This window comes from Campylobacter sp. RKI_CA19_01121, from assembly GCF_025771295.1.
Taxonomy (GTDB): Bacteria; Campylobacterota; Campylobacteria; order Campylobacterales; family Campylobacteraceae; genus Campylobacter_D.
In genome coordinates this window covers 87,110-107,633 of record NZ_JAKMQA010000006.1, presented here as the reverse complement: position 1 = coordinate 107,633, position 20,524 = coordinate 87,110, and the positions used below count along the sequence as shown (strand labels likewise).

25 protein-coding genes are annotated in these 20,524 nt (G+C 28.5%); 19 read left to right on the top strand and 6 right to left on the bottom strand.

The genetic code is table 11. The features are described from left to right. The first annotated feature begins 157 nt into the window (after nt 1–157). Genes L8T90_RS04490 through L8T90_RS04475 form a run of 4 tightly spaced genes read left to right on the top strand, consistent with a single transcriptional unit; the run spans nt 158 to nt 4,253 of the window. On the top strand, nt 158–1,297 hold the full coding sequence (locus L8T90_RS04490) for a hydrogenase small subunit (protein ID WP_263736852.1): 1,140 nt from the start codon (nt 158–160) through the stop codon (nt 1,295–1,297). A gap of 2 nt (nt 1,298–1,299) precedes the next feature. Beyond that, nucleotides 1,300–3,015: a nickel-dependent hydrogenase large subunit gene (locus L8T90_RS04485; protein ID WP_263736851.1), complete on the top strand. Its 1,716-nt coding sequence runs from the start codon at nt 1,300–1,302 to the stop codon at nt 3,013–3,015. A gap of 15 nt (nt 3,016–3,030) precedes the next feature. Further along, complete coding sequence (gene cybH / locus L8T90_RS04480; RefSeq protein WP_263736850.1) at nt 3,031–3,723, top strand: Ni/Fe-hydrogenase, b-type cytochrome subunit; 693 nt, start codon at nt 3,031–3,033, stop codon at nt 3,721–3,723. Next, nucleotides 3,720–4,253, top strand: coding sequence for a [NiFe] hydrogenase maturation protease HydD (locus L8T90_RS04475; protein ID WP_039625977.1), 534 nt, complete (start codon nt 3,720–3,722; stop codon nt 4,251–4,253). Before cybH ends, L8T90_RS04475 begins: the two co-directional genes overlap by 4 nt. Before the next feature lie 20 nt (nt 4,254–4,273). Here L8T90_RS04475 and L8T90_RS04470 read toward each other — a convergent pair whose 3' ends face one another. After that, a complete protein-coding gene (locus L8T90_RS04470; protein WP_263736849.1) occupies nt 4,274–4,696 on the bottom strand; it encodes a PepSY-like domain-containing protein in 423 nt (140 codons plus the stop codon). Nucleotides 4,697–4,829: 133 nt separating this feature from the next. On the opposite strand from L8T90_RS04470, the gene gltX reads away from it, so the two are divergent. From gltX to L8T90_RS04455, 3 genes are read left to right on the top strand one after another with little or no spacing between them, the layout of a single operon-like run. Further along, the gene (gene gltX / locus L8T90_RS04465; protein ID WP_263736848.1) at nt 4,830–6,125 is read left to right on the top strand and encodes a glutamate--tRNA ligase; all 1,296 of its coding nucleotides are present in this window, start codon (nt 4,830–4,832) and stop codon (nt 6,123–6,125) included. Between the two features lies 1 nt (nt 6,126). Further along, entirely contained in the window at nt 6,127–6,414 is a 288-nt protein-coding gene (locus L8T90_RS04460) for a YggT family protein (protein ID WP_012661430.1), read from the top strand. Further along, nucleotides 6,415–8,052 carry a lytic transglycosylase domain-containing protein gene (locus tag L8T90_RS04455; protein ID WP_263736847.1) on the top strand — a complete coding sequence of 546 codons (1,638 nt, stop codon included), beginning with the start codon at nt 6,415–6,417 and terminating at the stop codon, nt 8,050–8,052. On the opposite strand, the gene L8T90_RS04450 is transcribed toward L8T90_RS04455, so the two are convergent. Beyond that, entirely contained in the window at nt 7,940–8,434 is a 495-nt protein-coding gene (locus tag L8T90_RS04450; protein ID WP_263736846.1) for a hypothetical protein, read from the bottom strand. The genes L8T90_RS04455 and L8T90_RS04450 overlap by 113 nt on opposite strands. A gap of 86 nt (nt 8,435–8,520) precedes the next feature. Here L8T90_RS04450 and mobB point away from each other — a divergent pair, with 86 nt between their 5' ends. From mobB to L8T90_RS04420, 6 genes are all read left to right on the top strand, one after another. After that, entirely contained in the window at nt 8,521–9,000 is a 480-nt protein-coding gene (gene mobB, locus L8T90_RS04445; protein WP_220566249.1) for a molybdopterin-guanine dinucleotide biosynthesis protein B, read from the top strand. A 9-nt stretch (nt 9,001–9,009) separates the two neighbouring features. After that, complete coding sequence (locus L8T90_RS04440) at nt 9,010–9,858, top strand: class 1 fructose-bisphosphatase (RefSeq protein WP_263736845.1); 849 nt, start codon at nt 9,010–9,012, stop codon at nt 9,856–9,858. Further along, on the top strand, nt 9,858–10,052 hold the full coding sequence (locus tag L8T90_RS04435; RefSeq protein WP_258108659.1) for a hypothetical protein: 195 nt from the start codon (nt 9,858–9,860) through the stop codon (nt 10,050–10,052). Before L8T90_RS04440 ends, L8T90_RS04435 begins: the two co-directional genes overlap by 1 nt. 13 nt (nt 10,053–10,065) lie before the next feature. Then, entirely contained in the window at nt 10,066–11,952 is a 1,887-nt protein-coding gene (gene metG / locus L8T90_RS04430) for a methionine--tRNA ligase (RefSeq protein WP_263736844.1), read from the top strand. Further along, nucleotides 11,953–12,894, top strand: coding sequence for a hypothetical protein (locus L8T90_RS04425; RefSeq protein WP_263736843.1), 942 nt, complete (start codon nt 11,953–11,955; stop codon nt 12,892–12,894). A gap of 62 nt (nt 12,895–12,956) precedes the next feature. Beyond that, the gene (locus L8T90_RS04420) at nt 12,957–13,700 is read left to right on the top strand and encodes a substrate-binding domain-containing protein (protein WP_263736842.1); all 744 of its coding nucleotides are present in this window, start codon (nt 12,957–12,959) and stop codon (nt 13,698–13,700) included. 43 nt (nt 13,701–13,743) lie between these two features. Here L8T90_RS04420 and L8T90_RS04415 read toward each other — a convergent pair whose 3' ends face one another. Together L8T90_RS04415 and queC are read right to left on the bottom strand one after the other, a co-directional pair. Then, nucleotides 13,744–14,316, bottom strand: a complete 573-nt coding sequence (locus L8T90_RS04415) for a YceI family protein (RefSeq protein ID WP_263736841.1) — start codon at nt 14,314–14,316, stop codon at nt 13,744–13,746. 62 nt (nt 14,317–14,378) lie between these two features. Next, nucleotides 14,379–15,044, bottom strand: a complete 666-nt coding sequence (gene queC / locus L8T90_RS04410) for a 7-cyano-7-deazaguanine synthase QueC (RefSeq protein ID WP_263736840.1) — start codon at nt 15,042–15,044, stop codon at nt 14,379–14,381. A gap of 52 nt (nt 15,045–15,096) precedes the next feature. On the opposite strand from queC, the gene ybeY reads away from it, so the two are divergent. Together ybeY and L8T90_RS04400 are read left to right on the top strand one after the other, a co-directional pair. Continuing rightward, the gene (ybeY, locus tag L8T90_RS04405) at nt 15,097–15,510 is read left to right on the top strand and encodes an rRNA maturation RNase YbeY (RefSeq protein WP_257404513.1); all 414 of its coding nucleotides are present in this window, start codon (nt 15,097–15,099) and stop codon (nt 15,508–15,510) included. Then, nucleotides 15,511–16,479: a DUF3298 and DUF4163 domain-containing protein gene (locus L8T90_RS04400; RefSeq protein ID WP_263736839.1), complete on the top strand. Its 969-nt coding sequence runs from the start codon at nt 15,511–15,513 to the stop codon at nt 16,477–16,479. It begins immediately after the preceding gene. A gap of 4 nt (nt 16,480–16,483) precedes the next feature. Here the strand turns inward: L8T90_RS04400 and L8T90_RS04395 are convergent, their stop codons facing one another. Further along, entirely contained in the window at nt 16,484–16,894 is a 411-nt protein-coding gene (locus L8T90_RS04395; RefSeq protein ID WP_263663340.1) for a PepSY-like domain-containing protein, read from the bottom strand. Nucleotides 16,895–17,008: 114 nt separating this feature from the next. On the opposite strand from L8T90_RS04395, the gene L8T90_RS04390 reads away from it, so the two are divergent. After that, the gene (locus L8T90_RS04390; RefSeq protein ID WP_263736838.1) at nt 17,009–17,539 is read left to right on the top strand and encodes a rhomboid family intramembrane serine protease; all 531 of its coding nucleotides are present in this window, start codon (nt 17,009–17,011) and stop codon (nt 17,537–17,539) included. Then, complete coding sequence (locus L8T90_RS04385) at nt 17,536–18,027, top strand: SixA phosphatase family protein (RefSeq protein WP_263679392.1); 492 nt, start codon at nt 17,536–17,538, stop codon at nt 18,025–18,027. The genes L8T90_RS04390 and L8T90_RS04385 overlap by 4 nt, the downstream gene beginning before the upstream one ends. 421 nt (nt 18,028–18,448) lie before the next feature. On the opposite strand, the gene L8T90_RS04380 is transcribed toward L8T90_RS04385, so the two are convergent. Then, nucleotides 18,449–18,646, bottom strand: a complete 198-nt coding sequence (locus tag L8T90_RS04380) for a molybdenum cofactor biosynthesis protein (protein ID WP_263679393.1) — start codon at nt 18,644–18,646, stop codon at nt 18,449–18,451. Nucleotides 18,647–18,740: 94 nt separating this feature from the next. On the opposite strand from L8T90_RS04380, the gene L8T90_RS04375 reads away from it, so the two are divergent. Together L8T90_RS04375 and L8T90_RS04370 are read left to right on the top strand one after the other, a co-directional pair. Further along, nucleotides 18,741–19,424: an aspartate/glutamate racemase family protein gene (locus L8T90_RS04375; RefSeq protein WP_263679394.1), complete on the top strand. Its 684-nt coding sequence runs from the start codon at nt 18,741–18,743 to the stop codon at nt 19,422–19,424. After that, nucleotides 19,424–20,491 carry a tyrosine-type recombinase/integrase gene (locus L8T90_RS04370; protein ID WP_263736837.1) on the top strand — a complete coding sequence of 356 codons (1,068 nt, stop codon included), beginning with the start codon at nt 19,424–19,426 and terminating at the stop codon, nt 20,489–20,491. Before L8T90_RS04375 ends, L8T90_RS04370 begins: the two co-directional genes overlap by 1 nt. Nucleotides 20,492–20,524 lie beyond the last annotated feature (33 nt).

The window sequence follows — 20,524 nt, the reverse complement described above, 5'->3', positions numbered from 1 at the left end:
AAGTGCAATACTTGCTTATTTTAGAGTAAAATTATCCTATTAACATTAAATTGTAAATACTTCGTATATTTGTTTAAAAAAATATTATTTTTTATCTATTCTTAACAATAAATGTTTTAAAATCTTTAATGATATTTCTATATTTAAGGAACAACAAATGAGTGATTTAGATATTTTTAATCGCCGTTTAGACGCATTAGAAAAACTTCCTCTTTTGAAAAATGAGATTTCTATCTCTAAAGCCTTAGAACAATCAGGTTTTTCAAGAAGAGATTTTATGAAATGGGCTAGTGCAATGACTGCATTTTTGGCACTACCTGCTAGCTTTACTCCAGTAGTTGCAAGAGCTGCTGAGCTTAGTGATAGACTTCCAGTGATTTGGCTTCATATGGCTGAATGTACAGGATGTTCTGAGAGTTTATTAAGAAGTGATGCTCCTACTATTGATAGTTTAATTTTTGATCATATTTCTTTAGAATATCATGAAACTATAATGGGTGCAGCAGGTTGGCAGGCTGAGCATAATCTTGAAGCTGCTATGGAAAAATATAAAGGTAGATATATTTTAATGGTAGAAGGTGGTATACCAACAGGTGCTACAGAAAACTTTTTAACCATAGGACCACACGGTAAAACAGGTAAGCAAATAGCAGTTCAAGCTTGTGATAATGCTTTGGCTATTTTTGCTATAGGTACCTGTTCGGCTTTTGGTGGTATTCAAGCTGCTAGACCTAATCCAAGTAATGCTGTGAGTTTAAGTAAAGTTACAAATAAAACAGTTATTAACGTTCCAGGTTGTCCTCCAAGCGAGAAAAACATTATAGGTAATGTGATTCATTATATATTGTATCAAACATTGCCAGCGCTTGATGCTTATAATAGACCAAAATGGGCTTATGGATTAAGAATTCATGATCTTTGTGAAAGAAGAGGACGCTTTGATGCGGGTGAGTTTGTGCAACAATTTGGTGATGAGGGAGCAAAAAAAGGATATTGTCTTTATAAGGTAGGTTGTAAAGGACCTTATACTTTTAATAATTGCTCAAGAGAAAGATTTAATCAGCATACTTCATGGCCAATCCAAGCTGGACATGGTTGTATAGGTTGTTCTGAACCAGATTTTTGGGATACTATGGGGCCTTTTGAAGAAGTGATGGCAGGAAGATTATTTGATACTGTTTATGGTTTGGGTGCTGATAGTATTTCAGATAAAATTGGTATAGGTGTGCTTTGTGTAACAGGTGTTGCTGTTGCTGTGCACGCTGTAATTGCTTCATTAGAAAAGAATAAGGATTAAGAATGTCAAAAAGAATTATTATAGATCCACTTACTAGAATAGAAGGACACTTAAGAGTTGAAGTGGTGGTTGATGAAAATAATGTCATTAAAGAAGCATATTCAGGATCAACTCTATGGAGAGGTTTGGAAACTATTGTAAAAGGTCGTGATCCAAGAGATGCAGGCTTTTTAACTCAAAGAATTTGCGGTGTTTGTACTTTTTCACACTATAGAGCAGGGATTATTGCGGTAGAAAATGCTTTAGGTATTACCCCACCATTAAATGCTGTTTTAACTAGAACTTTAATGAATGCAGCTTTATACATGCATGATCATGTGGTGCATTTTTATCAACTTCATGGGCTTGATTTTGTTGATGTTGTAAGTGCTTTAAGTGCTGATGTAAAAAAAGCAAGTGATGAAGCATTTAAATATACCGATATGCCTTATGCAACAGGTGCAGATAAACTTTTAGAAGTACAGCAAAGACTAAAAACCTTTGTAGATAAAGGAAATCTTGGACCATTTGCAAATGCTTATTATGGACACGCAACTTATCGCTTTACTTCTGAGCAAAACCTTATTGCGCTTTCACATTATTTAGAATGTTTAAGAATTCAAAGAACAATAGCTCAAGCTATGGCGATTTTTGGTGCTAAAAATCCTCATCCACAAAGCTTAACAGTAGGTGGTGTGACTTGTGTTATGGATCTTTTAAACCCATCAAGAATGGCTGAATATATGACTAAATTCCAAGAAGTAGCTGATTTTATTAATCGTGCTTATTATCCAGATATCATAATGGCTGCAAAAGCTTATTCTAAAGAAGCAAGTGTGTTAAATGATGTAGGGGTAAATAATTTCTACACCGAAAAAGAATTCCAAGTTTCTAGCGATGAGTGGCTGTTTGAAGGTGGTATTATTAGAAATGGTGATTTGAGTAAGGTTGAAGAAGTAGATGAAGCTAAAATCACTGAAGAAGCTACAAGATCATGGTATGCAGACAATGAAGCTTTACATCCTTATGATGGCAAAACTAATCCAAACTATACAGGCTTAATTGATGGTGAAAGCATTGATGATAAAGGTAATATGGTTCATAGTAAGGTATTTGATACTAAAGGTAAATACAGCTGGATTAAAGCTCCAAGATATGAAAATTTACCTATGCAAGTTGGACCATTAGCAAATATTTTAGTAAATTATGCTAAGGGTAATAAAATCGTAGTAGAAGCGGTTGATTCATTCTTAAAAACCACAAATTTACCACTTAAAGCACTTATGAGTACTTTAGGAAGAACAGGTGCTAGAGCGATTGAAGCTAAAATCATTGCTGATCATGGTTTAAAAGCATTTAATTCTTTAGTCGAAAATTTAAAAACAGATGAAAGTACTTGTGCTACTTATGTAATCGATAAAAATAAAGAATACAAAGGTAGATTTATGGGAAGTGCGCCTCGTGGTGCGTTGAGTCATTGGTGCAGAATTAAAAATGGTGTAATTGAAAATTGGCAAGCAGTAGTACCTTCTACTTGGAATGCAAGTCCAAAAGACGCAAATGGAGTAGGCGGTAGCTATGAGCAATGTCTTATCGGTATGAAACTAGCTGATGTTAAACAACCTTTAGAAGTAATAAGAGCTATTCACTCTTATGATCCTTGTATAGCATGTGCTGTGCATGTAATGGATACTAAAGGCAATAATCTTAGCGAGTATAAAGTTAATGTAAATTTATAAGGAAAGGACTTTAGTATGGATTCTAAACATTCCTTAAAATCAAACAGAAAGGCTGAATACGAATTCAGTATTGGCCTTCGTTTTACACATTGGTTAAGAGCAGTTGCGATCGTGATTTTAGTAGGGACTGGATATTATATTTCTTATGTGTTTCAATCTCCATCTATTTCATCTGAACCAACTTTATTTATGCAGGCAAAATACCGTATGGTACACCAAATTTTTGGATTTATCTTAATAGCTTGTGTGATTTTTAAAACATATTTGTTCTTTTTTGATTCAAAAAGTGATGGTGAGAGAAAAAGCATAAAAGATATTTTTAATGTAAAATTATGGATAGAGCAGGTTAAATTTTACATTTTCTTAGGAAAGCACCCGCATTTGCAAGGTGTATATAATCCTTTGCAATTTGTAACTTATTTTTTCTTTTATCTTGTTATGTTTGGACTTATCTTAACAGGATTAATCCTTTATATGCATGTATATCATGAAGGCTTGGGTGGATTTTTATATAACATCTTAAGACCTATTGAAGTAATGTTAGGTGGATTGGCCGATGTTAGAACCTACCATAGAATTTTAATGTGGATTGTGTTGATTTTTGTTCCAGTGCATATTTATATGGCTGTGTTTAACTCAGTTAAAGGTAAAGATGGTGCTTTAGATGCTATCTTTAGTGGTTATAAATTTGTAAGAGAAAATCATTGAAACTTCTAATCTTAGGTATTGGTAATATTATGTTTGCAGATGAGGGCTTAGGCGTTCATCTTTGCAAACTTTTAGAAAAAAATTATAAGTTTTATCACGAAAAAGACTCAGTGAGCTTTGTAGATGGTGGAACTTTGGCTTTACAACTTAGTTATATTATAGCTGAATATGATGAAATGGTTGTGATTGATTGTATTGCAGCAGATGATGCTAAGATCGGAGATATTTTTTTCTTTCCTTATGATGCAATGCCCAAAAAAGTTAATTGGAGTGGTAGTGCACATGAGGTTGAAATGCTTCAAACTTTACAATACATGGAGCTTATGGGAGATTTGCCTAAAACTCAAATTTTAGCCTGTGTGCCAAAGCGCATAGAACCATTGAGTTTTGAACTTTCAAAAGAAGTCTTGAATGCTTTAGAAAAAATGGAGAAAATTTTACTTGATTTTTTAGAGAAAAAAGGCTTTACTTATGAGAGAGTTGCTAATTATAATATACAAGAGCTTGCTCTAAATTCTTATAAAAGCTAAGCAAAAGCTTAGCTTAATTTTTAATCATCAAATTTTTGTCCTAAGAAATTTCCATTTACATCAGTATAAATTTCCATCATATTATTTAGTTTAAATTTATAACCTTGAATTTCTTTTTCAACTTTAATTATACTTGCATTTGGGTGCATTTTCTTAATCGTTGTTAAAACATTTGGACTTAAAAAAGAAGTATCAATCGGTCTGTATTTTGCATCAATTTCTTTCCAATCTCCATTGATAAAAAACTCAAGTTCAGTTCCATTGTCTAAATAAACATCAAAACTATCAATATCTTGTTTAACTAAAGCTATGTTTGAGCCTGTAAAATGTTTTTGTATAAAATTTTTAGAATTTGCCGGTAAAGCATTTACACCTACAACCATATCTCTTGCAAAAACATAACTTGCTAGAGCTAATGCCATTAAAGCTATTTTTAATTTCATTTTTTATCCTTTAAATTGAATTATTTGTGAAATCATATAAATATTGAGTGAATTTTGTGTGAACTTTGTTTTTTTAAAATAAATAGCAAGTATTTAATTGTATAATGATAAAAAAGTTTTAAAAGGATAAATAATGTATAGGTTTGCACCATCGCCTACTGGAGATATGCATATTGGAAATTTAAGAGCAGCTTTGTTTAATTATATTAAAGCAAGACAAGAAAATACAGATTTTATTTTGCGTATTGAAGATACGGATAATGCTAGAAATATTGCTGGAAAAGAAGAAGAAATAAAAGCTATTTTGAAAGAATTTGGTATAACTTGGCAGCATTATTATGTACAAAGTGAGAATTTGAAATTTCATCGTCAAATGGCTTTAAAGCTAGTAAGTGAAAAAAAAGCTTTTGCTTGTTTTTGTACTGAGGATGAGTTAGCGCATAAAAAAGAATTAGCTAAAAGTAAAAATCAAGCATATAGATATGATGGCACTTGTGAAAAATTAGCAGATATTGATGTGTTAAATTGTGAGAAACCTTTTGTAATTCGTCTTAAAAAACCTCAATCTCAAATGAAATTTACTGATTATATTAAAGGTGAGATTAGTTTTAATCCTGAAGATATTGATAGTTTTGTGATTATGAGAGCGGATAAAACCCCAACTTATAATTTTGCTTGTGCGGTTGATGATATGTTAGAAGGTGTTACTTGTATTATAAGGGGAGAAGATCATGTTTCAAATACTCCTAAGCAAGAGCATATTAGAGCAAGTTTGGGTTATGATAAAAGCATGACTTATGCACATTTACCTATCATCTTAAATGAAGAGGGTGTTAAAATGAGTAAAAGAGAGGCTCATTCTAGTGTAAAATGGATGCTTGATAATGGATATTTAGCAAGTGCTATTGCAAATTATTTAATCCTTTTAGGCAATAAAACTCCAAAAGAGATTTTTACTTTAGAAGAAGCTATAGAATGGTTTGATTTGAAAAAAGTTTCAAAATCTCCTGCTAGATTTGATACTAAGCGTTTAATGCAAATTAATCGTGAGCATATAAAAATGCTTGATAATGATAAATTAAATTCTTTGTTAAATTTAGGCAAAGATGTAGCGGAGCTTGCAAAATTTTATACTCAAGAAGCTAGCACACTAAATGAGATAAGAGAAAAAATACAAGCCATTTTTGCAGTTAAAAATTATAATGAATTTGAAAATGAGTGTAAGTTGATTAAAGAGATTTTAAAAGATTTGGATTTACCTCAAGAATATGATGAGTTTAAAAAGATTTTGATGGAAAAAACAAATTTAAAAGGTAAAAATTTCTTTATGCCTTTGCGTTTAGTATTAACAGGGGTTACCCATGGACCTGAAATGAGTGAAATTTATACTCTAATCAAGCCTTTTGTTAAAGAAATTATAAAGGAGTAAAATGGGAGTTGGAACAAGTTTGATTGTATCTTTGGTGCAAATTTTTTCTTTAGTGATTGAAATTTATGTATGGATTATAATTATTGCTGCTTTAATTTCTTGGGTAAGGCCTGATCCATATAATCCTATAGTACAAATTTTATATCGTTTAACTAATCCTGCTTATGCTTTTGTAAGAAGATTTATCCCTACTACTATAGGAAGTATTGATTTAGCACCTTTGATTATTATTTTAGGATTAAAATTTATCCAAATATTTTTATCAAATTTAATTTTAGGAAGTTTATAAGTGTTGAAAAAAAGCGTGGTATTACTTTTAGCCGGAGTAGTTTTTGCAAATAGTGCGATGTATTCTTACAAAGAATTAGAGCAAAGACCAAATTCTTTAGCTAAGGATTATTATTTATATCGTTTATTAGAAAAAAATGAATTTAAAAAAGAAGAAGTTGAAGGTTTAAAAGAGCATATTTATCGTTATGCAGGGCGTATTAAAAATGCTATTGAAACGATTATTCCACCTTTGGGATATAATAAAGAATATGAAGCTTGTTATAAATTTAATACGCAAAATATCTTAGATGCTAATGCTACTTGTCAGCTTATAAGATTAAACAGTTTAACTTTTATACAAGATCTTAATACTTCAACGCGTAATGAGATGAAAAAAATTATCCCGCAAGATAATCCAAATTTAGTAAAGCTTTTAGAAGCTTTTAATGCTAAAGATCCTCTAAGTTATGCGGTTTTAAATTATGATAGTGCAAATTTTTATAAAATTTATGGCTTTTTAAAAGATAAAAAGGATTTTTTCTTAGAAAAAGATTTTGTTGATGAGTTAGCAAAAGAAAAAGAATTTACAAATTTTGTAAAAGAAATTATCATTAAGAAAAAAAGTCCATTGATAAGAAAATCTTTGGTCAATGTGGATGCAAATTTAACTTTTCAAGATAATGCTTTTTATCTGGGAGTGAATGCTATTTTAGAAAATGACGATAAAAAAGCACTAGAGTTTTTCCAAGTAGCAAAAGATACTTTTAAAAGTAAGCCTTTAGTAGATAATGCAAATTTTTGGATTTATTTAATCACTCAAGATAAAAAGTATCTTGATGAGCTTGCTCAAAGTGATTCTTTAAATATTTATAGTCTTTATGCAAGAGAGTTAAAAGGCTTGCCTTTGCCTAAAATAGAAAAATTAAAGCCAAAAAAACAAAAAAATGACTTTGATATGAAAGATCCTTTTGCTTGGCAAAAACTTGCAAAAGAAATTGCAAAAGGTGCTCCTAATGAGCTAGAAAAGCTTGCAAAAGATTTTTATACTAAAGAAAATATCGCTATTTATGCTTATATTAAAGAAAGAGCTGAGGGTTTTAAAAAACATTATTTTATTATGCCTTATTTTGAGTATTTAAAAGATTATTCTACACAAAGAAAGGCTATGATTTTAGCTTTAGCTAGACAAGAAAGCCGTTTTATCCCAACAGCTATTTCAACCTCTTATGCTTTAGGTATTATGCAATTTATTCCATTTTTAGCTAATCATATAGGCAATAAAGAATTGCAAATTCCAAATTTTGACCAAGATATGCTTTTTGACCCAAAAACAGCTTATACTTTTGCAAATCATCATTTAGATTATTTAGAATCTAAACTTAATTCTCCGGTATTTGTGGCTTATGCTTATAATGGAGGTATAGGATTTACCACTAGAATGCTTAAAAGAGAAGATATGTTTAGAGCAGGAAAGTACGAGCCATTTTTATCTATGGAACTTGTTCCTTATGCAGAAAGTAGGGTGTATGCTAAAAAGGTTTTAGCTAATTATATTGTGTATTTGCATCTTCTGAACGATAATACACCGATTTCGAAATTTTTTGAAACTTTAACTCAAAACACTGATTCTCAAAACACAAATCAAGTTTTAAAATAGGTTTTTGTACCAACTCATCAAGGGTGATTTTGTAATAACTTGCATAATCACTTTTGATGATATATTTAAACAACTCATCGTTTTTATCTAAGGTTTTTAAGTTAGTTTTTTCTCCATCAATGAGTATTGAAATTTGTTCTTGTTTGATATTGATATTTGGTAAAAAACTAAGCACAAAAACTTCTTTTTGGCTTTTTTCATCTAATACAGGATTTAGATAACTTAACAAAGCTACTACTCTATTATCTTTATAATTAAAATTGATTTTTTGTGCATACATAAGAGTTTGACTTTTTAAATCGATTTCACTTTGTTTTTGGGTTTTATTTGAGCATGCAGTAAAAATAAGTGTTAAAAAAATAATCATATAAATTTTTTTCATTTTTTATTCCTAATTTTTTTATAATTATAAGCTTTTAACTTTTAAAAAGATATAATTTTGTTTATTTTTTTTGATTTAAGGAAGTTATGAAAAGATTAGCAATGGCTTTTAGTGGGCCTTCCAATTCAGGTAAAACAACTTTAATAACTCAAGTTGCTAAATATTTTATGGAACAAAATTATAAAGTATGTATTATAAAACATGATCCAAAAGATAAAGCAAGTTTTGATATAGCAAAAAAAGATAGTTTTAAATTTTTTCAAAGTGGTGCTGATGTAATGGTTTTAAGCCCTACAAGGACAACTTTATTTACACATTCTCCAAGTACTTTAGATGAAGCTATTTCCAAACTAGGGGAATTTGATTTTTTATTTATAGAGGGCTTAAAAACCTTAGATATGCCAAGAATTAGTGTTTTTTGCAAAGAAGTAGATGAGAGCTATTTTGCTTATTCTAAGGCTATTGCAAGCTATGAAAAAATCGAAAATAAAAATTTAACTTGGCTTTATTTGGATGATTTAGAAAGTATTTGTGATTTTATATTAAAAAATTCAAAAAAAGTATAGGGGTAAAATATGCAAGAATTAATTAGCGATATACAAAAAGCAGTGATTGAAATTTCAAAAGAACTTAGATATTTAAAAGATTTTGATTATACTACTTCTCAAAATGCCACTGGAGATAATCAATTAAAACTTGATGTAAAAAGCGATGAGATCATTACTAGAATTTTAAAGCAAAGCAAAGGTATAAAAAGCTTAATTAGTGAGGAAAAACAAGAGCAATTATTAATTAATAAAAATGAAAAATATGTTGTTGCTTATGATCCTTTAGATGGCTCATCTTTGGTAGATGTGAATTTTGCTATAGGTTCTATTTTTGCTATTTATGAGCAAAAGGCTAGTGCAAAAAATCTAAAAGCGGCAGTTTATGCTATTTATGGTGTGCGTTTAGAGCTTATAGTATGCATAGATACTCCTAAGCTTTATAGGTTAAATGAAAATGATGAATTTGTTTTTGTTAAGGATTTAAAATTAAACGAAAAAGGCAAATTAAATGCAAGTGGTGGGACACAAAAAAATTGGTCAAATACTCATAGAGTTTTTATAAAAGCTTTATTTGATGAAGGATATCGCTTAAGATATTCAGGTGCTATGGTGAGTGATTTACACCAAATTTTACTCAAAGGTGGAGGATTATTTTCATATCCTGCAACAAGTGATGCACCAAATGGAAAATTAAGAGCATATTTTGAGGTATTTCCTTTTGCTTTTATTTTTGAAAAAGCAGGAGGGCTTTCTACTAATGGAGAAAATGATTCTTTGCTTGATTTAGAATTTGAAAAAATCCATGCAAGTACGCCATGCTTTTTGGGTTCAAAATATGAAATTGAAAAACTAAAACAAGCTTATAAAGGGCTTTAATGGCTGAAGTTAAAGATGAATTTGAACTAGCTTTGGAAGTTAAAAAAAACGAACTTCAAACTTGTCAAAACGATAAAAACTTAAAATCTTGTTTACCTTGCTCTATGGTTTTTGAATGCTCTTTAAGAAAAGAGTATATTGATGCAGTTTATAAGAGTATGTCTAAAGGTAAAGAAGGTGGATTTGATTTTTAATTAAAGGTTTAAAATGCGTTATATTACTACTCCGATATATTATGTAAATGATGTAGCACACATAGGTCATGCTTACACTACGATTATAGCAGATACTTTGGCTAGATTTTATCGCTTGCAAGGAGAAAAAACATTCTTTTTAACAGGTACAGATGAACATGGCCAAAAGATAGAGCAAGCTGCTAGTGCTAGAAATTTTACCCCTAAAGAATATGCAGATGAAATTAGTTCTAAGTTCAAAAAACTTTGGGATGAGTTTGAAATTTCTTATGATTATTTCATTAGAACTACAGATGAAAATCACAAATTAAGTGTGCAAAAAGCATTTAAAAAAATGTTTGATAAAGGTGATATTTATAAAGGAACTTATGAAGGCTTTTATTGTGTTTCTTGTGAGAGTTATTTTACCCAAACTCAGCTTGTAAATGAGTGTCATTGTCCAGATTGTGGTAAAAAAACACAGCTTTTAAAAGAAGAAAGTTATTTTTTCAAGCTTTCTAAATATCAAGATCAAATTCTTAAATGGTATAAAGAAAAAGAGCCGATTTTACCTAAAAATAAGGCTAATGAATTAATCCACTTTGTAGAAAGTGGTTTAAAAGATCTTTCTATTACAAGAACGAGTTTTGAATGGGGTATAAAGCTTCCAAAAGAACTAAATGATGAAAAACATGTGGTATATGTTTGGCTTGATGCTTTGATGAATTATGTGAGTGCTTTGGGTTATGGACTTGATGATAAAAATATGGATCTATGGCCTGCTCATATTCATTTTGTAGGTAAAGATATCTTGCGTTTTCATGCGGTGTATTGGCCTGCGTTTTTGATGAGTTTAGAACTCCCTTTGCCTAAATTTGTAGCAGCACATGGCTGGTGGACTAAAGATGGTGAAAAAATGAGCAAATCTAAAGGTAATGTAGTAGCACCTAAAGAAGTAGCAGATACTTTTGGTTTAGAAGCTTTTAGATATTTTTTACTCAGAGAAGTTCCTTTTGGCAATGATGGGGATTTTTCACAAAAAGCATTAATCACTAGAATCAATGCAGAATTAAGTAATGAGCTTGGAAATTTATTAAATAGAATTATCGGCATGAGCGCTAAGTATTCTCAAAATATTATTGATTGTAAAGATGTGAATTTGTATTTTAATCAAGAATTAAGTGAATGTAAAGAGTATTTAGATAATGCAATCAATGCTTTAGAAAATATCCAGCCAAATCGCTATTTAGAAGAGCTTTTTAAGGCTTTATCTTTAGCAAATTTAAGTATTAGTAAGTATGAGCCTTGGAATTTAATTAAAAATGATCAAATGCAAAAAGCTAATGCCTTAGTAGCTTTATGTGCTAATATTTTAACAAAAGTTACTATTTTACTTTCGGCTGCTATGCCAAAAACAGCTTTAAAAATCGCCAAAGCTTTAAATTTTGAAATTTCAAACGAAAACTATCAAAAACTAATTTTAAATAATCAATTATGCGATTTAAAATCAAGTGCATGTGAAGCTTTATTTCCAAAAGTTGAATTAACACAAGAAAACAAAAAAGAAGAAAAAGTAGAAGAGAAGCCAAGTTTAGCTCAAATTAAAATTGATGATTTTAAAAAAATTGAAATTAAAGTAGCACTAGTAAAAGATTGTCAAAATATAGAAGGCAGTGAAAAGCTTTTAAAATTTCAACTTGAACTTGAAAATGGCGAACTAAGACAAGTGCTTTCGGGTATTGCTAAATTTTATAAAGCTAGTGAGTTAATAGGTAAGCAAGTTTGTGTCATTACCAATCTAAAAAAAGCTAAAATTTTTGGCCATGAAAGCCAAGGTATGATTTTAAGTGCAGAAAAAAATGGTAAATTAGTTTTAATTAGCCCACAAAGCTTTATCGAAAATGGAGCTTTAATAGGCTAGATGAATATTTCTAATTTTATTGAGCTTGTTAATGCCCAAGTTTTAAACTATGGAGCAACTTCTAGTGTTTATGATTTTAGTATAGATTTAAACAAAGTCAAACAAGCAAGTGTATTTTTTGCTAAGAATAATGAACAAGCTAGTTTTGCTATAAAACTTGGAGCTTATGTTATAGTAAGCGAGGAGAAATTAAATCTTGAAGATAAAGATGTGTTTTATCTTCAAGTTGATGATCTTGAAGAAGCTATTTTTAGGCTTTTTAGATTTTTATGTGAAGAAAAATCTTATGAATTTATATATTGCAATCATGTAGAATTAAAATTTGCAAAAGCCTTTAATTTTAAAGCCTTAAATTCAAATATTTTATTAGATTTTGATCTTTTAAAAAATTCTAAAGAAAAAACTTTCTTTTGCTCTGATGATGAAAAATTTATTTTAAAATTAAAATCAAATTTTCATACCTTAAAAGCTTGTAAATATGAAATTTTAGGTTCAAAATCTTTATTTCAAACGAGTTTGCTTTGTAAAAATTTGTATTTTAAGGATTTAAAATTTGCATTTTTTTATGCAGATATTTTTGCTAGTTTTATTGAATTTATAGAAAGTCAAAAATTACCCTTTAGTTTTAATGATAAAAAATTAGAACTTTTTAAAGCCTATTTTTTAAACTCAAAAAATGAAATTTGTGCTTTTGGAGGTAGCTCTAGGGTGATTTTACTCGTGGAAAATGATGAGGATTTTGACTTTATAGCACAAAAACTTCAAGACACTAAGGGTTTTAAAACTGCATTAAAAAATTCTTTATTTTGTGATTTTTCTTATACAAATTTAAAAGAATTAAAAAATTTTCTTGACTTTAGATATTGCTTGATAAAAGAAAACATAGAAGACTTTTTGGAATGTTTTTTTGTCTATGAAAAAAATATTAATTTATTTGATTAAAAAAATATATACTTTAAAAAGCTATATTTCTAATTTTATTTTATTAATTTAAAGGAAAAAATATGAAAAAATTTTTATTTTTAAGTTTATTTGCTGCAGCTGCATTGAATGCTGAAATTTTAGTTTATGGCCCAGGCGGTCCAGCTCCTGTTTTAAAAGAACTTGCTAAACAATTTGAAGCAAAAAGCGGAGAAAAAGTTATCGTTAATGCAGGGCCAACACCTAAATGGATCAAACAAGCCAAAATGGATGCTGATATCATTTATTCTGGTAACACATCTATGATGGATGGATTTGTTAAAGCTATGTCAAAACAAATCAAAATACAAGATGTTCAAGTTTTAAATGCTAGAGGTTCAGGTATGATAGTAAGAGCTAATAACCCTAAAAAAATTAAAAAATTTGAAGACCTTTTAAAAGATGGTGTTAATGTTATGGTAGTTGATGGAGCAGGGCAGGTTGGCTTGTATGAAGATATGGCTTTAAAAACAGGAAAAATCGAAAACCTAGAAAAACTTAGAAAAAACATCAAAGTGTATGCTAAGAATTCAAAAGCAGCAGTTGATGAGTGGAAAAATAATCCAAATATCGATGCTTTAATTATTTGGACACATTGGATTAAAGCAGTTGGTGAGAAAGAAAATAAATTTATAAAAGCAGATAAAAGCTCAATTATTTATAGAGCTGCTGAAATAGTACCAACACAAAAAGGTTTAAAAAATCCAAAAGTAACTGAATTTATAGAATTTACACAAAGCAAAGAAGCGCAAAAAGTATGGGAAAAAGAAGGTTGGTTAGCTAAATAAATTAAGTTAAAGCATTTTACTTTAATGTAAAATGCTTTTTAAATTATTTTTCGTTAATTTCTGCTTCGATGCTAATTTGTACTTCATCGCTAAGTGTTAAGCTAGAGGTATCTGGAGCAAATTTAAAATCACTTCTTTTAATTTGTCCTTGTAAAGTAAATCCTGCCTTTTCTTTACCACTATCTGTTTTAATAACCCCACCAATTTCAGTATCTAAAACAATATCTTTACTTACACCAGCAATATTTAAAGAGCCATACATCTTACCTTTTTCATTAGAAATTTTTTCATATTTGCTCATAGTAAAAGTGATGTTTGGGTGAGTTTTTGCTTTGAAAAAATCATCTTGTTGTAAATGGGCATCTCTTGCTTTATTTTCAGTATTTATAGAAGCAACTTTTACATTTGCTTGAAGTTTATTAAATTCAAATTTAGTACTATCAAAATCAACCACTGCATCATAGTCTTTAAAATTTCCATTTACATTGCTAATTTGTAAATGCTTGATTTTAAAAGCTACATTTGTATGAGCTTTATCTAGAATAAATTCTTTACTTAAAGCATTGCTTGCTAAAATTGAAGCAGCTAAAAATGAACCAAGTAGTATTTTTTTCATTAATTCTCCTTTTTTAATTTGTAAAATCTATTATACAAACAAAAATAAAATGAAAGTAAATTTTAAATGTACTCTATAAAATCTTTCATATGGGCTTCTTTAAAGCCTTTTAATCTTAATAAACAACTATCACATTTACCACAAGCTTTATCTTCTCTTTCATAGCAAGACCAAGTGTATTCTAAGGCTACCTTTTCTTTTAAGGATAATTCAACTATTTGTCCTTTGCTTAGATGAACTAATGGGGTTTTAATTGTAACATTACAAGTTTTTGTTGTGCCTTCATTGATAAACTCACTTGCTTTTTGTATGAAATTTGCACTACAATCAGGATAACCACTGCTATCTTCTTGCACTACTCCTATGAAAATACTTTCGCATTTTTCTTTTTCAGCTATGGCTCCTGCAATAGATAAAAAAATGCCATTTCTAAAAGGAACATAAGTATTTGGAACTTCTTTTTCGTGTAGCTTTTCTTTGGGAATTTCTAAATTTAAATCCGTTAAAGAATTACCACCAATATTTGCTATAAATGAAACATCTAAAATATATTTTGTTTTTATATTAAGTTTTTCACAAATTCTATTAAAACATTCTCTTTCTTTAAGCATGGTGCGTTGATTGTAATCAAAATGCAAAGCAATGATTTCATATCCTTCTTTTTTGGCTAAATATGCACATAAAGTACTATCCATACCACCACTTATAATACAAAGAGCTTTTTTCATACTTTTCCTTAATTTTGATATAATTTGAAATTATAAAATCAAAAGGATAATAATGATTTTTTGCGAAGAAGAAATGGATATTTCTTTTCTTGAAAAAATTGCTCAAAAAATGAGTGATCAAAATATAGAACTTGTTTTGGTAGATGAAAAAACCATGCATGAAATTAATCTTAACCAAAGAGGAGTAGATAAAACTACAGATGTTTTGTCTTTTCCTTTAGTGCAAAATTGTGAAAATTTGCTTGGCAGTATTGTGATAAATTTAGATGAAGTAAGTAAAAAAGCAATGGAATATAAACACAGCAATGAAGAAGAGATGGCATTGCTTTTTATACATGCTATGCTTCATTTGCAAGGTTATGATCATGAGGTAGATCAAGGACAAATGAGACAAAAAGAACAAGAATGGATTGAGTATTTTAAACTACCAAAAAGTTTAATTATAAGAACACAAGAAGGGGATTGAATGATTAAAAAAATAATATTAAATTTAGGTTTATGTGCGAGTTTATATGCATATAATGAAAATACATTTACATTAAATATTTTAGAAGGAAAGGAATTTGATATTCACTTATATAGTTCCATTAAAAGTAACACTAGTTATGGTTTTGTCCAAACAAAACAAAAACAATACAGTTTTTGGGGTAGTGCTAAGAATGATGAATATTATATAGATATAGCAGATTTTGGAACTTGCGTTTTAAAAGATATGCATAAAAATAAATTTGATGCTTTATGTAAAATAGATGAAGCAAAAAAAGAATTTAGTTTTTTAGCCAGCAAGACAAATACGATGATTAATCAGCTATCACTTAAAGAACAAAAACAACTAGATGCTAATAAAACTATAGAATTTGACTTTAGTGAAGATATTTTAAAATCAACAAGTAAAAATGAAAAATTAAATAAAATTATTGATGACTTTAATGAGAATTTAGATAAAAATTCGTTAAAACAAAAAGCAAAAGAAAGCTTTGAAAAATGGAGTAAAGAAAACATTTCTAATAATGAGTTTTTTTCTCAAGCTTATATGTTTTATCAAGATGAGCATATTATCTCTTTAGGAAAAAATATTTATGAATATAAAGGTGGTGCTCATGGTATGACTAATTTTTTAAGAAAAACTTATAGTATTGATGATATGAAACTTATAAATATAAAAAATGAGTTAAAAATAGAAAGTGAAGATTTTCAGAATATGATTAAGCAAAAGATTTTAAGTTTATACAGTGAAAATGAATTATTTGATATTAAAGAACTTAAAATGAGTGAAATTTTTGAAGTAAGAAAAGATGGATTAAATTTTATATGGGAACCTTATGAGATAGCTCCATATTCAACAGGAGCAGTTGAAGTTTTTATAAGTTTTGATGAATTAAAACCTTTTTGGAAGAAAAATTCAAAACTTGCTTATTTGAGTAAAATCAAATAAGCATTTAATCATCAAATTTTTGTCTTAAAATTGTTCCATTATCGTCTATGTAAAGCTTCATTTGATTGTTTAGTTTGATTTTATAATAAGAAATTTTTCTTTCTATTTCTATGATTGCTGTATTAGGGTAGATATTTTTGATGGTATTTTGTATTGTTAAAGGTAAAATCGCATAATTTAACGAGCTAAAATTTTCAGCCTCTTTAAATTCTCCATTAAGTGAAAACTCAATCTCACTTCCATCGCTTAAATAAATCTCATAAGAATAACCATCTTGTTCTACTAGGCCTATTTCTGCATTAAAATAATCTTTGATAAATTGTTTGATATTTACCGGTAAAGAATCAGGTGCTATAACTATACCTGCATTAAGGGTATTTAGAGTGATCAAAAAAGCAAAAGCTAGTTTTTTCATTTTTAACCTTATTTTATTTTTTGACGATATTGTATCTTATTAGTGTGAATTTTATGTGTAAGCTAGAATTTAAATAGCTTTTTGTTATAATTATTAAAAATACAAAGTAGGGTAATGATAGCTTCTTTTCTAATTGCTTTAAATATTGTGATATTTGTCTTTGTGAATTATCTTTATTTTGGATCCTTAAATTTAGATGCTATTTTAGGTTTAAATTTATTTTTCTTCCAAGGATTTTACTGGCAAATTCTAAGCTCAATGTTTATGCATGGAAATTGGCCTCATTTGATTTTAAATATGATAGTGCTTTTTCAATTTGGCTCTATGCTGGAAAAATACTTAAAAAGCTTTAAATTTGCTTTGCTTTACTTAATTGGCGGAATTCTTTGCTCTTTGCTTAGTGTTTTTTATGTGTATTTAAGCTTTGATGGTAGTTTTGTAAACGTAGTGGGCGCAAGTGGTGCCATATGTGTTTTAATGGGATATTATGCATATTTGGATAAAACCGCCACTAAAGGACTTATCGTAGCTATATTATTAATGAGTTTTATACCTATTTTTATGGGTGTAAATATAGCTTGGTATGCACATATTTTTGGCTTTATATGCGGATATCTTTTGGGTAAATTTAAGGTTATAAAATGAAATATATCTATTTTATCCGTCATGCTAAGGCTCAAAAAGAAAACTACGAACAAGATTTACAACGAGAGCTTAGTTCTAGTGGAAAAGATGATCTAAAAACTATGATTTATAGGATTAAAGATTTAGAATTTAAAGCCCAAAGTATCTTTTCAAGTCCTGCTAGGCGTTGCATAAAAACAGCGCAAAAACTCTGCAAAAGTTTTTCTTTAAAAGAAAAAGATATCAAGATAGAAAAAAACTTTTATGATGGTAATTTAGAAGATGTATTAAATTTTATAAAAGAATTAAAAGAGAGTAGGGTAGTGCTAATTATGCATAATCCTTTATTGCAAGAACTTTGTGAATATTTAGCTCATATAGATTTAGAAAACTTTCCAACTTCTGCTATTTTATGTATGCAATTTGATATAAAAGAATTTAAAGATATAAAAGAACACAGTGGGGAAGTTGTGTTTTTTGATTATCCTAAAAGTCAAGAAAATAACTAATCTACATTTTTAAACTTCAATTTTATTTAAGCAAAAATACAAACTAAAATTTAGTTGAAATAAAAAATATACATCTTTAGTCTTTCATAGTTACATAAAATAACTTATAATATTTTTCAAAAAATTATACTTATTTTTTTATGGATAAGTTATTTTCACTCAAAAATTAAAATGCTTTAAAATACTATATTATATGTGTTTTAAAATACATTTTACTTATGAAAGAACAGATAAATATAAAAGTTTGAAAATTATAGTTTTCAATACAAAATATATATAATTTCAAGATTTTACTATTTATCATATAATTTTACATATATATTAAGTTTAAGTTAAAATATTTTTATAGACTAAAAAAGCTAAAATGATGAGTAAAAAGGAAAATAAATATAAAAGTTTAGCTTGTATGGAATTTTTGGTTTTATTTGGATTTTTGGATTAATCTTGAAAGTTGTCTTGCTAAAAGTTTGGCACTATTTTCATCTTTGCTAAGTTTTTTCATATTTTCTCTAAATTCATAAAGTCTTTTTTCTTGTGCAAAGTCATTTGAAGTATTATTTTGTTTTGAGGTATTGCTTTGGTTTGCTTGCTTTTGCGCGGTTTTTTTCTTAAAAAACATATTATCACCCTATTTTGTTTTTATAATTATAGCTTGATATTTTTTAAGTAATATTTTTTTATAATTTTTATATTAATTTTAAAGGAAAAAAAGTTTGAAAACCATAGGTTTAATAGGTGGAATGAGTTATGAAAGCACACTTAGCTATTATGAAATAATCAATAAATTAACAAATGAAAAATTGGGAAAATTACACAGCGCTAAGATAGTTTTAACTAGCGTTGATTTTGAAGAAATAGAAGAATGTCAACGCAAGAATGATTGGCAAAAAGCAAGTGAAATTTTAACCCAACATGCCCTACTTTTGCAAAAATGCGGAGTTGATTTTATATTAATTTGTACTAATACTATGCATAAATGTTATGAAAATATACAAAAAAACATTCAAATTCCTATCTTACATATAGCTAAAGCTATGCTTTTAGAGCTTCAAGAGCAAAATATCAATAAAGTATTATTGTTAGGGACAAAATACACTATGCAAGAAGATTTTTATAAACAACTTTTAATTAACTCAAAGATCGAAGTTTTTATTCCCAAAAATGATGATATTTTAAAGCTTAATGATATTATTTTTAATGAGCTTTGCAAAGGTATTATAAATAAAGACTCAAAAAAATATCTAGATGATTTGATTGCTCAATTTCCGGAGGTTCAAGGAGTAATTTTGGGTTGTACTGAACTTGGTTTAATTGTAAAAGAAAGCTCTAAAAAGCTATTTGATAGCGCATATATTCATGCAAAAATGGCTACTTTGAAAGCCTTGGAGAATGAGTGATGAAATATCCTCTAGATTGTGAAGAAAATTTTGAAAAGTCCTTTTTATTTTGGCTTTGTAGATATGTGAAATTTAAGCTTAATTCTTTATCAAATAAGGAATTAAAAGACCCTCAAGCTTTGGCTGTAGTAAATTTAGCCTTAAGCAAGGGTGTTAAAAATATACAAGAACTTGATGCTTATGTAAAAAAAGTAAGAAATGCAGGACTTAGCGGTGTAAATACGTATTTTAATCCTTTGAAAAAACTTTATGAGTATTTGTTATTTTATAAGCTTTATTCGCTAAAACAAATTGATGAAGAGCTTTTAGTGGAAATTTTAGCAAGTATTAGTGCTTCTTTATCTGATGCGAGTAAGAAAAATTATCGCATAGCTGTGATTAATTTTTTTGCATTTTTAGATAAACAAAATGAAGAAGATCAAAAAGCGCATATTTTTGATATTAATCTTAAAAATTGGGCAGGTATAAGTGGTTCTAAAGGAGTTAAACTGCCTGAATATATGAACGAAGATGAAGTGAGTAAATTTTTAGATGCTATTGATAATACAGATTTTAAAAGCAACACTATACGCAATCGTTTGATTATTAAAATCATCATTTTTACAGGAATTAGGGTTAGCGAGGCTATTAATATAAAATTAAAAGACATTAGCGAAGAAAATGATCTTTATATCATACGTATTAGAGCTAAAGGCAATAAATACCGCGTTGTGATGATTAAAAAAGAGCTTATAGAACATCTTTTAAAAGATGTAAGAGTAAATTATCTTTCTTGTGATGGACTTTTATTTGTCAATCGCAATGGCAAAGCCTTAACCCAAGCTTATGTTTCGCGTATAGTAGAACAAATTTTATTTAAAGCAGGAATTCGCAAGCAAAAAAACGGAGCTCATATGCTAAGACACACTTTTGCTACCCTACTTTATAAAAAACAAAAAGATTTAGTTTTAGTCCAAGAAGCACTAGGCCATGCAAGTTTAAATACTTCAAGAATTTACACACACTTTGACAATGAAAAACTAAAATTAGCTGCAGAAGTAGCAAAAAAACTTCACGATAGAACTTAAATTTTTATAAAAAAATCCGATATATCCTTAAAG

What these genes read in the sequence shown, in the direction of transcription:
- L8T90_RS04490 (WP_263736852.1), top strand. Translation starts at nt 158, where the DNA reads ATGAGTGATTTAGATATTTTTAATCGCCGTTTAGACGCATTAGAAAAA.
- L8T90_RS04485 (WP_263736851.1), top strand. Translation starts at nt 1,300, where the DNA reads ATGTCAAAAAGAATTATTATAGATCCACTTACTAGAATAGAAGGACAC.
- cybH (WP_263736850.1), top strand. Translation starts at nt 3,031, where the DNA reads ATGGATTCTAAACATTCCTTAAAATCAAACAGAAAGGCTGAATACGAA.
- L8T90_RS04470 (WP_263736849.1), bottom strand. Translation starts at nt 4,696, where the DNA reads ATGAAATTAAAAATAGCTTTAATGGCATTAGCTCTAGCAAGTTATGTT.
- gltX (WP_263736848.1), top strand. Translation starts at nt 4,830, where the DNA reads ATGTATAGGTTTGCACCATCGCCTACTGGAGATATGCATATTGGAAAT.
- L8T90_RS04460 (WP_012661430.1), top strand. Translation starts at nt 6,127, where the DNA reads ATGGGAGTTGGAACAAGTTTGATTGTATCTTTGGTGCAAATTTTTTCT.
- L8T90_RS04450 (WP_263736846.1), bottom strand. Translation starts at nt 8,434, where the DNA reads ATGAAAAAAATTTATATGATTATTTTTTTAACACTTATTTTTACTGCA.
- mobB (WP_220566249.1), top strand. Translation starts at nt 8,521, where the DNA reads ATGAAAAGATTAGCAATGGCTTTTAGTGGGCCTTCCAATTCAGGTAAA.
- L8T90_RS04440 (WP_263736845.1), top strand. Translation starts at nt 9,010, where the DNA reads ATGCAAGAATTAATTAGCGATATACAAAAAGCAGTGATTGAAATTTCA.
- L8T90_RS04435 (WP_258108659.1), top strand. Translation starts at nt 9,858, where the DNA reads ATGGCTGAAGTTAAAGATGAATTTGAACTAGCTTTGGAAGTTAAAAAA.
- metG (WP_263736844.1), top strand. Translation starts at nt 10,066, where the DNA reads ATGCGTTATATTACTACTCCGATATATTATGTAAATGATGTAGCACAC.
- L8T90_RS04425 (WP_263736843.1), top strand. Translation starts at nt 11,953, where the DNA reads ATGAATATTTCTAATTTTATTGAGCTTGTTAATGCCCAAGTTTTAAAC.
- L8T90_RS04420 (WP_263736842.1), top strand. Translation starts at nt 12,957, where the DNA reads ATGAAAAAATTTTTATTTTTAAGTTTATTTGCTGCAGCTGCATTGAAT.
- L8T90_RS04415 (WP_263736841.1), bottom strand. Translation starts at nt 14,316, where the DNA reads ATGAAAAAAATACTACTTGGTTCATTTTTAGCTGCTTCAATTTTAGCA.
- queC (WP_263736840.1), bottom strand. Translation starts at nt 15,044, where the DNA reads ATGAAAAAAGCTCTTTGTATTATAAGTGGTGGTATGGATAGTACTTTA.
- ybeY (WP_257404513.1), top strand. Translation starts at nt 15,097, where the DNA reads ATGATTTTTTGCGAAGAAGAAATGGATATTTCTTTTCTTGAAAAAATT.
- L8T90_RS04400 (WP_263736839.1), top strand. Translation starts at nt 15,511, where the DNA reads ATGATTAAAAAAATAATATTAAATTTAGGTTTATGTGCGAGTTTATAT.
- L8T90_RS04395 (WP_263663340.1), bottom strand. Translation starts at nt 16,894, where the DNA reads ATGAAAAAACTAGCTTTTGCTTTTTTGATCACTCTAAATACCCTTAAT.
- L8T90_RS04390 (WP_263736838.1), top strand. Translation starts at nt 17,009, where the DNA reads ATGATAGCTTCTTTTCTAATTGCTTTAAATATTGTGATATTTGTCTTT.
- L8T90_RS04385 (WP_263679392.1), top strand. Translation starts at nt 17,536, where the DNA reads ATGAAATATATCTATTTTATCCGTCATGCTAAGGCTCAAAAAGAAAAC.
- L8T90_RS04380 (WP_263679393.1), bottom strand. Translation starts at nt 18,646, where the DNA reads ATGTTTTTTAAGAAAAAAACCGCGCAAAAGCAAGCAAACCAAAGCAAT.
- L8T90_RS04370 (WP_263736837.1), top strand. Translation starts at nt 19,424, where the DNA reads ATGAAATATCCTCTAGATTGTGAAGAAAATTTTGAAAAGTCCTTTTTA.